The sequence below is a fragment of the Streptomyces sp. A01 genome, assembly GCF_059026195.1.
On record NZ_JBWLKN010000006.1, the window covers coordinates 182,083 to 197,024 of the forward strand.

A 14,942-nucleotide genomic window follows, 5' to 3' on the forward strand; every position below is an offset into this window, starting at 1 on the left:
CATTTGTCGGCGTGATGACCCCGGCATGCGAGGGTCGTCCGCGTTGTTCAAGACTGTAACTGAAGGTCGCGGCGGTTGAGATAGTCGTCCGCAACGCGAGATGAACGTAACACCGCCCGCCGCTGAGACGGGCCATCGACCGCCCTCCAGGCGGGCAAAGGAGTCACGCAGGTGCTGGAAGAGGTGGAGCACTGGCTGAGCAGCCGGTCCTGGTCCGCTGCCGACCGTCCGCTCGGCCGGCTCCTCGCGGCGAAGCGGGCCGGCGCCACCACGGTGAGCGTCGTGCTCCCCGCGCTGAACGAGGAGGCGACGGTCGGCGCGATCGTCGCGGCGATCCGGCGCGATCTGATGGTCGCCGCTCCGCTCGTCGATGAGCTGGTGGTGCTCGACTCCGGCTCCACCGACCGCACGGCCGCCGTGGCCGAGGCGGCGGGCGCGCGGGTGGTGCACCGCGACAGCCTGCTGCCCCGGCTGCCCGCCGTGCCCGGGAAGGGCGAGGTGCTGTGGCGGTCGCTGCTGGCGACGACCGGCGACATCGTCTGCTTCGTGGACGCGGACCTGCGCGACTTCTCCTCCACGTTCGTCTCCGGCATCGTCGGCCCGCTGCTGACCGACCCGGAGACGCAGTTCGTGAAGGCCATGTACGACCGGCCCCTCGGCGATCCGGAGGGCCCTGGCGGCGCGGACCGCGTCGGCCCGGGGCAGGGCGGCCGGGTGACCGAGCTGGTCGCGCGCCCGCTGCTCAATCTGCACTGGCCGCAGCTGGCGGGGTTCGTCCAGCCGCTCGGCGGCGAGTACGCGGCGCGGCGCTCCCTGCTGGAACGGCTGCCTTTCCCCGTCGGCTACGGCGTCGAGCTCGGCCTTCTCGTGGACTCCCTGCACACCGTCGGTCTTGACGCCCTGGCCCAGGTCGACGTGGGCGTACGCAGACACCGGCACCAGGACGGCCAGGCACTGGGCCGGATGGCCGCCGCGATCTACCGTACGGCCCAACTTCGGCTGACGCGTGGCCACTTGGTACGCCCGCGGCTGACCCAGTTCGCGCGGGGCGCGGACGGCGGCTTTGAGCCGCGTACGCATGATGTGGACACCGAGGAACGGCCGCCGATGATCGAGATACCGGAGTACGCGGAACGCCGCGCCGCGTAGGCCGTGGCCGGCGGTTCTTGTTGATCTTGCTGCGAGGGGAGCCCCTGTCCGTACGTCGCGGACCGCGGGTGCGTTGTGGCTGGTCGCGCAGTTCCCCGCGCCCCTCACCCCCGTCCGCGCGTCGCGGACCGCGGGTGCGTCGTGGCCGGTCGCGCAGTTCCCCGCGCCCCTGACCGGGCCCCGATGCCGGGCACGCATGGTGCGGCGGACACCCCGAAGAGGGAGACCCTGACCGAGCGTCGCCGACCGCGGGTGCGATGTGGCTGGTCACGCCGGTCCCCGGGTCCGTGGCGGGGCGGCATGGTGCCTCGGGCGTGAGGGGCGGGGCGGGGTGGTGAGGACGGCGACCACGAGACGTAACACGGCCGTACGTTTGAGCGGATCTGTGACTGGCTAAGCTCGCGTCATGGTCTCCGCGCACTCCGATCAGGGCTTTGCCGAATCCGAGCGAGGTGCCGTTTCCGGCCGGGATGCCGTCCCTGAACGGGGCGCCAAGGTGCTGGTCGCCTCGAACCGGGGCCCCGTGTCGTACTCCCTCGCGTCGTCGGGCCCGCCACCGGACGCACCGCCGCGTTCGGGCCTGCCCGCGCTGACGGCGAAGCGCGGCGGCGGCGGGCTGGTCTCCGGCCTCTCGGCGATCGGCGCTGACGCGGACGCGATCTGGGTGTGCGCCGCGCTCGGTGACGGCGACCGCGAAGCGGTCCGGCAGGCGGCACTGCGGCAGGCGGGCGACGGCCAGGCCGCCGCGGGCCACGCACCGGACGCGGACGCGGCCTCGATGCCCCCGGTGGTGGGCGGCCGGGCGGGGGCGCTGCTGGACACCGCCGACAGTGGCGGCCAGCGCGTCCGGATGCTCGACATCGAACCGGACGTGTTCACCGCCGCGTACAACGGCGTCGCCAACTCGGTGCTGTGGTTCATCCACCACCTGCTCTACCAGACCCCTCTGGAGCCCGCCTTCGACGACGAGTTCCGGAGTGAATGGGCCGCGTACGAGGCGTACAACACGGCCTTCGCCGATGCCCTCGCCCGCGAGGCCGCGCCGGGCGCCGCCGTCCTCGTGCAGGACTACCATCTGACACTCGTCCCCGGCCTGCTCCGCGAGCGCCGCCCCGACCTGCGCATCGGTCACTTCTCGCATACGCCATGGGCCCCGCCGGACTACTACCGGCTGCTACCGGACGACGTCGCCGCCGCCGTGCTGCGCGGCATCCTCGGCGGCGACCGCGCGGCGTTCCTCACCCAGCGCTGGGCCGAGGCGTTCGCCGAATGCTGTGCGCGGGTGCTGGGCGCCGAGGTCAGACGGGACAGGGCGGACGGGCTGATCGTCAGCCTCGACGGGCGGGACACCCAGCTCGGGGTGCACGGTCTGGGCGCGGACGCCGAGTTCCTGCGGGAACGGTCGCACAGGGCGGACGTGGAGGAGCGGCTGGCCGCGCTGCGCGAGCAGGTGGGCGCCGGGCGGAAGACCATCGTCCGGGTGGACCGTACGGAGCTGTCCAAGAACATCGTGCGCGGACTGCTCGCCTTCCGGCGGCTGCTCGTCGACCACCCGGAGTGGCGGGAGCAGGTGGTGCACATCGCGTTCGCCTACCCCTCGCGCCAGGACCTCGCGGTCTACCGCGACTACACGGCGGAGGTGCGGCGGGTCGCCGACGCGATCAACGACGAGTTCGGCACGCCGGGCTGGACGCCGGTGGCACTGCACGTCAAGGACGACTTCGCGCGTTCCCTCGCCGCGTACCGGCTCGCCGACGTGGCGCTGGTGAACCCGATCAGGGACGGCATGAACCTGGTCGCCAAGGAGGTGCCCGTCGTCTCGGACGAGGGATGCGCGCTCGTCCTCTCCCGGGAGGCCGGGGCCTACGCCGAGCTGGGCGAGGACGCCCTGCCGGTGAACCCGTACGACGTGGGCGCGACGGCGCGGGCGCTGCACGAGGCGCTGCTGATGGAGCCCGGCGAACGAGCCCAGCGCACAAAGCGACTCGCTTCCGCGGCGACCGCACTGCCGCCGCAGGCGTGGTTCGTGGAGCAGTTGGAGGCGCTGCACGACCTGTCGCGACCGGCCAGGTCGCCGCACGATCCCGCCTGGTAGACGATCCGCAGGCGGCCGGAGGGCCTCAGCGACCGGCGAGTTCGTCCGCGAGGGCGGACAGGAGCCCGACCACACCGGGCGGCCCGTCCACGACCAGGTCGGCGCGCTCGGCGAGCTCGGTGACCTCGTTGCTTCCGCTGCATACCAGCAGCCCGGGCTGCCCTTCCGACCTGCGTTTCTCCACCGTCGAGAACGCCGCGAGGTCGCCCAGGTCGTCGCCCACGAACATGACCGTCTCCGCGTCCACGTCCCCGGCGAACTCGGCGAGCGCGACGCCCTTGTCGATGCCGGGCGGGCGGAGCTCCAGTACGAGCCGCCCCGGCTCGACGACGAGGCCATGCCGCTCGGCGAGGGCGCTCAGTGGCGCGCGCAGCAGTTCGAAGGCGGCCTGCGGGTCGTCGGCGCGGCGGGTGTGCACGGCGATGGCGCGCCCCTTGTCCTCGACGTAGGCGCCGCGCCACGCTCCGGCGTCGTCGAGTACGCCGGGGAGTTCGGCCTGGACGGCGGCCACGCCCGGGTGCGGGGCGGGCGTGTGGATCGCGCCGCTGGCCGCGTCCCACCGCTCGGCTCCGTAGTGGCCGAGGACCACCAGGTGTTCCAGGGCCGCCACTCCGGCGAAGCCCCCGTAGCGCACGGCGACCCCGGCGGGGCGTCCGGTGAGCACGAGCACGGTGCCGACAAGGGGGGCCAGCCGGGAGAGCGCGGGCACGGCGGCCGGGTGTGCTCGGGCCTGTTCGGGGTCGGGCACGATCTCTGCGAGCGTGCCGTCGAAGTCGAGAGCGATGACGGCCCTTTCGGGCCGCCCGAGCAACGCGGCGAGGCCATCACGGCCTGCGGCGGTGGAGGGGACGGGAATGCCCATGGGCTGACCCTACCGGGGTGGCGCCCGGCGTGTCGGGCTAGTGCGGTGACGGGTCACCACGACCGGGGGATACGCGGGTGAAGCGCGGTGAGGAGAGTGGGTGCCGAGAGGTGGCGACAGGTCCGAGAGGGAGGTCTTCGTCTTCGGGCCGCCGGTCCCGCCTTACGAGGTAGGTCCGGCGGCGTCAGCGGCGGGCGCGGCGGGCGTCTCGTACGCGGCGGAGGCGGTTGACGGTCACCGGGTCGTGCGCCAGCGCTCGCGGGTCGTCGAGGAGGGCGTTCAGCAGCTGGTAGTAGCGGGTCGGCGAGATGCCGAGCCGCTCCCGTATCGCGCGCTCCTTGGCCCCGGGCCCTGACCAGCCGCGCCGCTCCACCGCGAGCACGGCGCGGTCACGGTCGGAGAGACCGGCCGGACCGTCAGGAACGGGACCGGCCGGACCGGCGGAGCCTACGCGGCCCGCTGGATCTGCGGGGGCCACTGGATCTGCGGGGCTCGCGGGGTCCGGGTCCGCCGCAGGCTCGGGGCGCTCGTGCGCGGGCCCGGTGGCCGTGGGGTCGTCGGGCTGAGTCACGCCACCCAACCTAACCGTCCGCGTTCTCCGTGGCATCGGCCTCGCGCTGGATCTCGCCGAGCACGGTCGCCGGGTCGCCGCCCTTCGTCACGGTGCTCCCCAGCTTCTCCTTGAGGCGGCTGCTGACCTGCGACCACGACGTCTTGTCGAACGGGTAGAACTGCGCGGTCTCCAGTCCCTCGATGAACTGCCAGGTCTTCTTGTACTGGGGGTCGCGGCTCATCGTCTCGGAGGCGGCGCTGGTCACCGGGAGCAGCTGGTACTTCCCTGCGAACTCGATGACGTTCTGCTCGCGGTAGACGAAGTCCAGGAAGCGGCCGATCTCCTTGCGGTTGCCGTTGCGCTTGAAGGCCGCCATCCAGTCGGCGACACCCATCGTCGGCTTCGGCTCGCCGTCGATGGTGGGCAGCGGCGCCATGCGGTAGTCGATGTCGTGGCCGGACGCCTGCTTCATCAGCGTCGGGTGCCCGTTGAGCATGCCGACCTCCCCACGCGTGAACGCGTCGAAGACGTCCTGCCGGTTGACCCGGCCGGGAGCGTCGGGGCCGGTCAGGTCCTCGCCGACGAGTTCGTCGCGCAGCCACTCCAGGGTCTTGATGTTCTCCGGCGAGTCCAGGGTGTAGCTGCCGTTGGCGTCGGTGTAGCCACCGCCGCCGCTGAGCACCCACAACAGGGCCTCGGCCGGAACCTCTTCGGGGCCGAGCGGCAGACCGTAGGGGATCTTCACCCCGCTGGCCTTGAGCTTGACGGCGGCCGCCTTCAGCTCGTCCCAGCTCTTGGGGGCCTCGGTGATGCCCGCCTTGTCGAAGAGCGTCTTGTTGTAGAAGAGCAGCCGGGTGCTGGAGGCGAACGGCATGCCGTACTGCACGCGCTTGACCTCGCCCGCGTGGGCGAGGGAGGAGACGAAGGCCGCCTGGGTGCGGATCGAGAGCAGCTGGTCGGCGCGGTAGAGCTTGCCCGCCGCGGCGTAGTCGGCGTACGAGCCGAACTGGGCCAGGTCGGGGTCCTCGCCGTTCTTGACCATCTCGGCGATCTTCTTGTCGACGTCGGTCCAGCTGAGGACGTTGACGTCGATCTTGATGCCGTCGTTCTTGGCCTCGAACGCGCGGGCCAGCTCGCCCCAGTAGTTCTGGGAGCTGTTGGTGTTGCTGTCGCCGTAGTCGGCGGCGACCAGCTTCAGCGTGACGTCACCCGAGCCTGAGCCGCTGCCGCACGCGGTGAGCGCGGGTGCCATCGCCGCCGTGGCGGCGCCAGCCGCCGTCAGACCCAAGAACCGCCGCCGCTGCACAGCTTGGTACCCACCCTCGTGCTCTGTTCGTTTCCTGGAATCTGCCGGAGCGTCACGCTCCGGCACGAGTTGCGAGTCTCCCCCGCACACCCCTCTAAGGTCTACACCACACCGGATATCGCTTCGGTATCGGTCTATATGGAACGAGCCGCCCGTGCCGCGCCCCCGGTGCGTGTCGCAGACCTGGCGACCAGGTTAAGCGGGGGCTCCGAACGGGTGCGGGCCCGCGTGCCGCCTCCCCGCGCCTCCATATGCGGCGATATACGGGCCAAATACGGCACGGAACGGGTTCTGGTGTGCGCTGTCCGTGTGGCGTCTCACAGCCGGCCGGGCGGCTCGTCGCTCCTGCCGGGCGGCTCGGCCGCCGGTCAGCCCCGGTCAGCGGGGTCCGCGCGGGCGCCACTCCGCTCGTTGAGTGGCCTAGACCTCTAGTGGGGAATCGCGCGAGACTGTCTCTCGTGAAACACGTCATCGCCCTGGATGTGGGCGGCACAGGAATGAAGGCCGCCCTGGTCGGGGCGGACGGCGAGCTGCTGCATACGGCTCGGCGGCCGACGGCACGCGAGCGCGGTCCCGAGGCCGTGGTCGCCGGAATCCTCGACTTCGCCGCCGAACTGCGGGACGTCGGGCAGGAACGGTACGGCGAGCGGGCTTCGGCGGCCGGAGTGGCCGTGCCCGGCATCGTCGACGACGTGTCAGGGATCGCGGTGTACGCGGCCAACCTCGGCTGGCGCGACGTGCCGATGCGCGCGCTGCTCTCCGAGCGGCTGGACGCGATCCCCGTCGCCCTCGGCCATGACGTGAGGACCGGTGGCCTCGCCGAGGGGCGGATCGGGGCGGGTGAGGGCACCGACCGGTTCATGTTCGTACCGCTCGGCACCGGCATCGCCGGGGCCATCGGCATCAACGGCCGCGTCGAGGCCGGCGCGCACGGCTACGCGGGCGAGATCGGCCATGTCGTCGTGCGGCCCGGCGGGCCGCGCTGCGGCTGCGGTCAGCTCGGCTGCCTGGAGACGGTGGCCTCCGCCGCCGCGGTGAGCCGCGCCTGGGCAGCCGCGGTCGGCGACCCCGAGGCGGACGCCGCCGACTGCGCCAAGGCCGTCGAGTCCCGCGACCCGCGCGCCCTCGCGGTGTGGGACGAGGCCGTCGCCGCGCTCGCCGACGGGCTGGTCGTCGCCATCACCCTGCTCGACCCCGGGCGTCTGATCATCGGCGGCGGGCTCGCCGAGGCCGGGGACACGCTGCTGCTGCCGCTGCGCACCGCCATCGCCGACCGCGTCACGTTCCAGCAGCTCCCCGACATCGTCCCGGCGGCCCTCGGGGACACCGCCGGATGCCTGGGCGCGGGTCTGCTCGCCTGGGATCTTCTCTCCACGGAGGTAACCGCCTGATGGCCGGACGAACAGTTCTCGCGGGCGCCCGGGTGGTGCTGCCGACCGCAATCGTCGACGCCGGGCAGGTGACGGTCGAAGACGGCCACATCGTCGCCGCCGGAGCGGACGAGTCCGGCGCGGCGCCGGACGCCGGGTCCGCGACCGCGGCCGCGACCGGGGGCGGGGGCGGCAGTGGTGGCGGTCAGGCAGGGGCCACCCGCCTGGAGTTGGCACCCGGGCACTGGGTGGTGCCCGGCTTCGTCGACATGCATGTGCACGGCGGCGGCGGTGCCTCGTTCTCGTCGGGGACGGCGGATGAGGCGATGACGGTCGTCGGCACACACCGCCGGCACGGCACGACGACCATGCTCGCCTCCACCGTCACCGGTGACCTCGATGAGGTGTCCCGTCAGGCCCACGTGCTCTCGGAGCTGGTCCAGCAGGGCGAACTGGCGGGCATCCACTTCGAGGGCCCCTTCATCTCGCCCGACCGCTGCGGCGCGCACGAGCCGACGCTGCTGCGCGACCCCGACCCCGCCGACGTTCGCAAGCTCATCGACGCGGCGCGCGGCACCGCCAAGATGATGACGCTGGCGCCGGAGCTTCCCGGCGGCCTCGACTCGGTGCGACTGCTGGTCGACACCGGGGTCATCGCCGCCGTGGGCCACACGGACACGACGTACGACGCCGCGCGGGACGCCATCGAGGCGGGCGCGAGCGTCGCCACGCACCTGTTCAACGCGATGCCGACGCTGCTGCACCGCGCCCCCGGCCCGGTCGCCGCGCTGCTTGAGGACGAGCGGGTCACCGTAGAGCTGATCAACGACGGTACGCATCTGCACCCGGCGACCCTGGAGCTGGCGTTCCGCAGCGCGGGCGCCGAGCGCGTCGCCTTCATCACGGACGCGATGGGCGCGGCGGGGATGGCCGACGGCTGGTATCCGCTGGGCCCGATGAAGGTCGAGGTCAAGGACGGTGTGGCCAGGATCGGCGACGGCCCGACGGCGGGGTCGATCGCGGGCTCCACACTCACCCTGGACACGGTGTTCCGACGCGCGGTGACCATCGACAAGCTGTCCGTCGAGCAGACCGTGTGCGCGCTGTCCAGCACCCCGGCCCGGGTGCTCGGCGTCGCCGACCGGGTCGGCTCCCTGGAACCGGGCAAGGACGCCGACCTCGTCGTCCTCGATGACGCTTTCGCACTCGTCGGCGTCATGCGGCGCGGGCAGTGGGTGGTCCCCCTGCCCGCTGCCGCACACTGACACCCGCGTACTGACACACACCGATGCGCGCTGCGGGCCTCCTGACCCGGTCATTTCCGTACGGCAGCCGAGCCGAACCCCTGAACGGCAGGGTCGCGGACGTCGGGGTGACAGACAGCGACGACCCTGCGCGGTTGGCCCACAGGGGTGGGCCAACCGCCAGGGTTTTGGCATGATCGCAGCCAGACAGCCAACCGCTCCACGGCCCGCGCCATGGGTTCCGCGGGTCCGGGTCCGGACCCGCCCGCCCCACGGCGCGTCACCAGGCCGACCGCCAGGGGCGACGTCACGACCACCAGCGAGGGGGAGGGGGAGGCCGCAGTGATCCTGACCGTGACACTCAACGCTGCCCTCGACATCACATACCAGGTGCCGCACCTGCGTGTGCACCACAGCCACCGGGTGTCGGAGGTCACCGAGCGGCCCGGCGGCAAGGGCCTCAACGTCGCCCGGGTGCTGGCCGCACTGGGCCACGAGACCGTCGCCACCGGACTGGTCGGCGGCGCGACGGGCGCGGCGCTGCGCGAGCAGCTCGCCAACTGCCCGGACATCACGGATGAGCTGGTTCCCATCGCGGGCACCACCCGGCGCACGGTCGGCGTCGTGGACGTCTCCACGGGCGACACCACCCAGCTCAACGAGCCGGGCCCGCTGGTCACCCCCGCCGAGTGGAAGACGTTCGCCGCGCGGTACGTGGAACTTCTCGACGGCGCTGTCGCCGTCGCGCTGTGCGGCAGCCTCCCGCCCGGTGTCCCGGTCGGCGCGTACGCCCAGCTGATACGGGGCGCGCGCGGCGCGCGTGTGCCGGTGCTGCTCGACACCAGCGGTGAACCGCTGCGCCGGGGCATCGCCGCCCGGCCCGACATCGTCAAGCCGAACGTCGACGAGCTGGCCGCGCTCACCGGTTCCACCGAGCCGGTGCGTGCCGCACGCGACGCCCGGCGCCGCGGGGCGCACGTGGTGGCCGCCTCGCTCGGCCCGGAGGGGCTGCTCGCCCTGACCGCCGACGGCGCCTGGCGCGCGGCGCCGCCCAGCCGGGTCGCGGGCAACCCGACCGGCGCCGGTGACTCGGTGGTCGCCGGTCTGCTGTCCGGCCTCGCCGAGGGGCTGACCTGGCCGGAGCGGCTGACGCGGGCGGTGGCCCTGTCGGCGGCGACGGTGGGATCACCGGTGGCGGGCGAGTTCGACCAGGAGATGTACGCCCAGCTGCTGTCGCGCGTCCACGTCAGCAGCCACCCGGCAGCGGCGTGACCGCCGAGCGCGACGCGAGCATCCACGAGGGGCCGCGTCCGGCCCGGGACAGAGGAGCACATGCCACTCGTCAGCACCGGTGAACTCGTCGAGGAGGCGCGCGCCGCTGGCCGTGCCGTCGCCGCGTTCAACGTCATCACCCTGGAGCACGCCGAGGCGATAGCCGCCGGAGCCGAGGCCGCCGGGGCCCCCGCGATCCTCCAGGTGTCGGAGAACGCGGTGAGGTTCCACGGGGGGCGGCTCGCCCCGATCGCCGCGGCCGCCGCCGCCGTCGCCCGCGCGTCGAGCGCCCCGCTGTCGCTGCACCTCGACCATGTGGTGAGCGTCGGCCTGCTGCACGCGGCGCACCCCGAGGGGTTCAGCTCGGTGATGTTCGACGCGTCGAAGCTGCCGTACGAGGAGAACGTGCGGGCCACCGCTGAGGCGGTGCGCTGGGGGCATGAGCGCGGCATCTGGGTGGAGGCCGAGCTCGGCAAGGTCGGGGGCAAGGAGGGCGAGGCGCCGCTGGACGCGCACACTCCCGGCGTGCGGACCGACCCCGATGAGGCCGTCGCCTATGTGGCGGGCACCGGGGTGGACGCGCTGGCCGTCGCCGTCGGCAGCTCGCACGCCATGACGCAGCGGACCGCCGCCCTCGACCACGAGCTGATCGGACGGCTGCGGGAGGCCGTGCCGGTGCCGCTGGTGCTGCACGGGTCGTCGGGCGTACCGGACGCGGAGATCCAACGCGCGGTGGCGTCCGGCATGGTGAAGATCAATGTGGGGACGGCGCTGAACACCGCGTTCACCGGTGCCGTACGCGAGACGCTGGCGGCGAACGCCATGACGGTGGACCCGCGCAAGTACGTGGGCCCGGCCAGGGACGCGATGGCCGAGACCGTCGCAGGATTCCTGACCGTGGTGACCACGCGCGGCTGACGCCGCAGGCCGGTCCCCCGTCGGGGGACCGGCCTGGATGCCGGCACATCAGCGGGCCGTGGCCGCTCCTTCCGCGCCTGCTGCCGCGCCTACTTCTCCAGCCACACCTGGTCGAGGTTGACGTCGCACTTGTTGCCCGCCTCGCAGGAAAGCTTCACCGTGTTCGTGCCCTTGTTGAGCTGGACGAGGGAGTAGGTGTGGGTCCAGCCCTTCTCCCAGTCGCCCTTCTTCGCCAGCGCGAAGTTCTTCATGTTGATGGCGCGCGGGTCCTTCTTGCTGTTGACCGTGAGGGTGAGGTTCTGGTCCTCACCGGGCACGCCGTAGCCGACGTACAGCTGGTATCGGCCCGCCTTCTCGACGTCCACGTTCCACGTCGCCGCCGCGCCGGGCTTGTTGATGCCCGCCACGTACGAGCCGCCCTCGGCCTTCGCGCCGGGGATCGTCGAGGCGAGGGACGTGCCGCCTTCGAGCCGCATCGCCGACGCGTCGTCCTTGGGGAGCTTCGCCGGGGTCTTGGTCGCCTTCGGGGGCTCGCTCGGTTCGACGCTCGCGCCTGCCGTGGGCTGCTTGTCGCCGTCGGGCTCGGCCTTCTTGTCGTCGTCGCCCGCCTTGTTCGAGATCATCGCTACGACGATCCCGATGAGCACCACGGCGACCACGGCTATCGCCCCGACGAGCAGGCCCTTGTTGTTGGGGCCGCGTCCGCCGCTGCCGGCACCGCGTCCGCCGCCACCGTTTCCGCCGTGCCCCGGGTCACCGTTGCGGGCGGCGGGCCCGGGGGCCTGCCGCGGCGGGGCGCCATTCGGCCCCCAGTTCGGCTGCTGCCGCTGCTGTTGCTGCGGCAGCGCCTCGGGCGCCGTGTAGTGGGCGTTTTGCGGCGGGTAGCCGTAGCCGCCCTGCTGCTGGGGCGGGTATCCGTAGCCGCCCTGCTGCGCCGGGGCCTGCTGCTGGCCGTACTGCCGCTCGCCGACCGCGCGGACGTTGTTGTACGAGGTGCGGGGGACGCCGGGCTGCTGCGGACCCGGATAGCCGTAACCACCGGTGCGCGACCTGGTCGTGCCCTGGCTCGCGCCGCCCGTCGCACCCTCGCCGCCTTCCGAGCGGTACAGGTAGGCGAACGGGTCGTCATCCTCCGGCGCACCCGAGCCGTTATTACCGGCCGTCATCCCCTGGTCACTCCCCTGTCCCTGATGGCCATCCGCGCTGTCCGCGCTCATGTACCAGAACAGCTCTTATCAGGGCCGGGGCGGCCGCAATAGCTCGTGCGCTGTCCGGATGGCCAATGTTCATGATCGATTCATTCTCGGCGGCTTTGCCGACCCGGCGCAGCCTACCGCGCCACGCAACTCGGTCGCCGCCGTCGCATAGCCGTTCCCCGGTGTTCCGAACGCCACACCGGGGTCGCGCGGACGCTACCCAGCACGCCGATTCGCCTTGGAACGAGAGCGCTTTTCCACATACATGCGCTGGTCAGCGGATTGCAGAACCTCTTCGGCCGACATCCCGCACGCTGCCCAGCTGATGCCGAAGCTCGCGCCTACCCGCACAGCCCGCCCCTCGAACCTGATGGGGGGGATAATCGCATTCCGCAGCCGTACGGCGAGATCCTGGGCATCGGCCCGGCCCAGCCCGTCAGCCAGGACCACGAACTCGTCGCCGCCGAGCCTGGCGACCGTGTCGCCGTCCCGCACCCCTTGCGTCAGCCGCTGGGCGACCTCGATGAGCACGGCGTCGCCCGTGTGGTGCCCGAACCGGTCGTTGATCGACTTGAAGCCGTCGAGGTCGCAGAAGAGGACCGCGAGGCCCTTGGTCCCGTCGTCCTCCTCGGTCTCGTCGGGCGCGAAGATGTGCACGTGGTGGTCGAACGGGCTGCCCGGGATGCCGCCCGGGATGTTCTCGAAGGCGTCGCCGCTGTCCGGGCCGCCGAACGGGGCGGCGAGGCTGAGGTCGGTGGCGATGCCGCCGCCCACGCCGTCGATTCCGTCGAAGCCGAAGCCCTGCACGTACGCGTCGGGCTCGGCGCCGCGCATCAGCGCGGCCTCCTTCGCGGCGGCGACCGCGGCACCCTCGAACCCGGGACCAGCGGCGTCGACGCCTCCCACGTAGGCGGTCTGCGATGGGCGGGCGCACAGCCTGGCGCTGAGCCGGGCGCGCAGCTCGGCGCTGTTGGGCAGGCCGGTCAGCGAGTCATGGCTGGCGCGGTGCGCGAGCTGGAGCTCGTGGCGCTTGCGTTCCTCGATGTCCTCGACGTGGGTGAGCAGGAAGCGCGGCCCGTCGGCGGCGTCGGCGACGACCGAGTTGCGGAGCGACACCCACAGGTAGGTGCCGTCCCTGCGCGCCAGCCGCAGCTCGGCGCGGCCGCCCTCGGCCGAGGTGCGCAGCAGGGTGCCGATGTCCTCGGGGTGGACGAGGTCGGAGAAGGAGTAGCGGCGCAGCACCGTCGCCGATCGCCCCAGCAGGCGGCACAGCGCGTCGTTGGTACGGAGCAGGCGGCCGTGCTGGTCGCCGCCCATCTCGGCGATGGCCATGCCGCTCGGCGCGTACTCGAACGCCTGCCGGAAGCTCTCCTCGCTGGCCCGCAGCGCCTGCTGGTCGCGCTCAAGGCGTACCAGGGCGCGCTGCATGTTCGCGCGGAGCCGGGCGTTGCCGATCGCGATGGCCGAGTGGAAGGCGTACATCTGGAGGGCCTCACGGCCCCAGGCGCCGGGGCGGCGGCCGTTGCGCGGCTTGTCGACGGCCAGGACGCCGAGCAGCTCGCCGGACGGCACGCCCCCCGCGTGCATCGGCGCGAAGAGCCGGTCCATGGGGTGCCACTCGTCGGCGAAGCGCGGCGCCGGACCGGCGACGTGCCACTGCGGTACGTCGTCATCGTCGAGGACCCAGCCCTCCGTGTACGGAATGAAGCGCAGGTCGCCCCAGCGGTCGCCCATCGCGAGGCGGCGCTCCCAGGAGCTGCGGGAGCCGACCCGGCCCGCCATCAGCGCCTCGGCGCCAGGGCTGCCGCCCACGGCCGCCACGACCAGATCGCCGTCAGGCCGTACGAGATTGACCGCCGACAGCTCATACCCCAGCCCCGCGATGACCCCGTCAGCGACGGTTTGCAGGGTGTCGGCCAGGCTGCGCGCGGTGTTCAGTTCGGCGACCACTTGATGCAGCTGCCGCAGGGTCGCAAGGCGGATGTACGGCTCCGACTCGGTCTCCATGCTCGCTCTCCCCCGAGACCTCGACAGCAACTCCAGAATTCTCGACATCTCTCACTGCCACGGCCACTGAATCACAGCGAGCTGTCTACTCGGTACACAGGGTCAACAATTACCGGCTGCTGTGACTCATGTCACAGTGCGTGTCCAGTCGGGAATAGGGCTCTGCCGAGCGGCCGGTGCGACTCGCGATATTTCCGGAAAGCAAATCCGGAATACGATTACGTTTTCTGGCAGCGGCTGACTCGAATATGGGTGCGGATTTCGTGCCGCTCCGCCTCGGGACCTAGGGCGCGTCTCGGACCGGAGCCCGATGCGGCACACCGCGGCAGGAGGTTAGCGTCGAAGAGTGTCCCAGTCATCGCTTTCCCCTCGTACCCACCACGCCGTCTCGCGGAGTGGCCGCACCGGCCCGCACACCGCTCCCGCCGTCCCCCATGCTGGAGAGGTGAGCGATGAGGAGTTCCGGGCCGCCCTGGCCAGGCTGGCCGCCGGCGTGGTGCTGGTGACCGCGCACGACGAGGAGGACGGCCCCCGCGGGGAGGACGTCGGCATGACCGCGACCGCGTTCATGTCCGTGTCACTTGACCCGCCGCTCGTGATGGTGAGCGTTCGCAACGATTCCCGTATGGACGATCTGCTGGAGCGGCAGCCGCTGTGGGCGGTCTCGCTGCTGTCGGAGAGCCAGCGCCACGTCGCGGGCCGCTTCGCGATGAAGGGCCGGATCAGCGACCGGCTGCTCTTCGAGGACATCGCGTACACGCGCGGCAAGGAATCGGGCGCCCCGCTGGTCGGCGGCGCGCTCGCGGTGCTTGAGTGCCGCACCGAGCAGCGGGTGATAGCCGGGGACCACACGCTGGTGGTGGCCCGGGTCCTGACCGCTGCCACGCCCAGCGCGGAGGGCGGGCCGCTGACGTACTTCCGCGGCCGCTACCGGCAGCTCGGCTGACGGCGCGCGCCGCCACCGAACGGG

Annotated in this window: 12 protein-coding genes; 7 read left to right on the top strand and 5 right to left on the bottom strand. The window is 72.3% G+C overall.

Annotated features, from left to right (window positions below; genetic code table 11):
- Positions 1–171: 171 nt before the first annotated feature.
- Together AC5P1B_RS10285 and AC5P1B_RS10290 are read left to right on the top strand one after the other, a co-directional pair.
- On the top strand, positions 172–1,149 hold the full coding sequence (locus AC5P1B_RS10285; RefSeq protein WP_493886389.1) for a glucosyl-3-phosphoglycerate synthase: 978 nt from the start codon (positions 172–174) through the stop codon (positions 1,147–1,149).
- Between the two features lie 406 nt (positions 1,150–1,555).
- A complete protein-coding gene (locus AC5P1B_RS10290) occupies positions 1,556–3,244 on the top strand; it encodes an alpha,alpha-trehalose-phosphate synthase (UDP-forming) (protein WP_493886390.1) in 1,689 nt (562 codons plus the stop codon).
- Positions 3,245–3,269: 25 nt separating this feature from the next.
- Here AC5P1B_RS10290 and otsB read toward each other — a convergent pair whose 3' ends face one another.
- The 3 genes from otsB to AC5P1B_RS10305 all read right to left on the bottom strand — a co-directional run bounded on the left by otsB (position 3,270) and on the right by AC5P1B_RS10305 (position 5,965).
- Positions 3,270–4,106 (bottom strand): trehalose-phosphatase, encoded by an 837-nt coding sequence (gene otsB / locus AC5P1B_RS10295; protein WP_493886391.1) that lies wholly within the window; start codon positions 4,104–4,106, stop codon positions 3,270–3,272.
- Positions 4,107–4,290: 184 nt separating this feature from the next.
- Positions 4,291–4,677, bottom strand: a complete 387-nt coding sequence (locus tag AC5P1B_RS10300) for a DUF3263 domain-containing protein (protein WP_493886392.1) — start codon at positions 4,675–4,677, stop codon at positions 4,291–4,293.
- Between the two features lie 10 nt (positions 4,678–4,687).
- Positions 4,688–5,965, bottom strand: a complete 1,278-nt coding sequence (locus AC5P1B_RS10305) for an extracellular solute-binding protein (protein WP_493886393.1) — start codon at positions 5,963–5,965, stop codon at positions 4,688–4,690.
- Between the two features lie 458 nt (positions 5,966–6,423).
- On the opposite strand from AC5P1B_RS10305, the gene AC5P1B_RS10310 reads away from it, so the two are divergent.
- The 4 genes from AC5P1B_RS10310 to AC5P1B_RS10325 all read left to right on the top strand — a co-directional run bounded on the left by AC5P1B_RS10310 (position 6,424) and on the right by AC5P1B_RS10325 (position 10,769).
- Positions 6,424–7,356 (top strand): ROK family protein, encoded by a 933-nt coding sequence (locus AC5P1B_RS10310; protein WP_493886394.1) that lies wholly within the window; start codon positions 6,424–6,426, stop codon positions 7,354–7,356.
- Positions 7,356–8,600 carry an N-acetylglucosamine-6-phosphate deacetylase gene (gene nagA / locus AC5P1B_RS10315; protein ID WP_493886396.1) on the top strand — a complete coding sequence of 415 codons (1,245 nt, stop codon included), beginning with the start codon at positions 7,356–7,358 and terminating at the stop codon, positions 8,598–8,600. The genes AC5P1B_RS10310 and nagA overlap by 1 nt, the downstream gene beginning before the upstream one ends.
- A 321-nt stretch (positions 8,601–8,921) precedes the next feature.
- On the top strand, positions 8,922–9,851 hold the full coding sequence (locus tag AC5P1B_RS10320; protein WP_493886397.1) for a 1-phosphofructokinase family hexose kinase: 930 nt from the start codon (positions 8,922–8,924) through the stop codon (positions 9,849–9,851).
- A 60-nt stretch (positions 9,852–9,911) separates the two neighbouring features.
- On the top strand, positions 9,912–10,769 hold the full coding sequence (locus AC5P1B_RS10325; protein WP_493886400.1) for a class II fructose-bisphosphate aldolase: 858 nt from the start codon (positions 9,912–9,914) through the stop codon (positions 10,767–10,769).
- Positions 10,770–10,858: 89 nt separating this feature from the next.
- On the opposite strand, the gene AC5P1B_RS10330 is transcribed toward AC5P1B_RS10325, so the two are convergent.
- Both AC5P1B_RS10330 and cdgB read right to left on the bottom strand, forming a co-directional pair.
- A complete protein-coding gene (locus AC5P1B_RS10330; RefSeq protein WP_493886402.1) occupies positions 10,859–11,935 on the bottom strand; it encodes a CBM35 domain-containing protein in 1,077 nt (358 codons plus the stop codon).
- Between the two features lie 246 nt (positions 11,936–12,181).
- Positions 12,182–13,972, bottom strand: a complete 1,791-nt coding sequence (gene cdgB / locus AC5P1B_RS10335) for a diguanylate cyclase CdgB (protein ID WP_493886404.1) — start codon at positions 13,970–13,972, stop codon at positions 12,182–12,184.
- Positions 13,973–14,417: 445 nt separating this feature from the next.
- Here cdgB and AC5P1B_RS10340 point away from each other — a divergent pair, with 445 nt between their 5' ends.
- Entirely contained in the window at positions 14,418–14,918 is a 501-nt protein-coding gene (locus AC5P1B_RS10340; RefSeq protein ID WP_493886406.1) for a flavin reductase family protein, read from the top strand.
- Positions 14,919–14,942: the final 24 nt, after the last annotated feature.

Bases quoted from the DNA above. Each gene is read 5' to 3' on its own strand.
- AC5P1B_RS10330 (WP_493886402.1), bottom strand. From the start codon at position 11,935: ATGACGGCCGGTAATAACGGCTCGGGTGCGCCGGAGGATGACGACCCG.
- otsB (WP_493886391.1), bottom strand. From the start codon at position 4,106: ATGGGCATTCCCGTCCCCTCCACCGCCGCAGGCCGTGATGGCCTCGCC.
- nagA (WP_493886396.1), top strand. From the start codon at position 7,356: ATGGCCGGACGAACAGTTCTCGCGGGCGCCCGGGTGGTGCTGCCGACC.
- AC5P1B_RS10290 (WP_493886390.1), top strand. From the start codon at position 1,556: ATGGTCTCCGCGCACTCCGATCAGGGCTTTGCCGAATCCGAGCGAGGT.
- AC5P1B_RS10325 (WP_493886400.1), top strand. From the start codon at position 9,912: ATGCCACTCGTCAGCACCGGTGAACTCGTCGAGGAGGCGCGCGCCGCT.
- cdgB (WP_493886404.1), bottom strand. From the start codon at position 13,972: ATGGAGACCGAGTCGGAGCCGTACATCCGCCTTGCGACCCTGCGGCAG.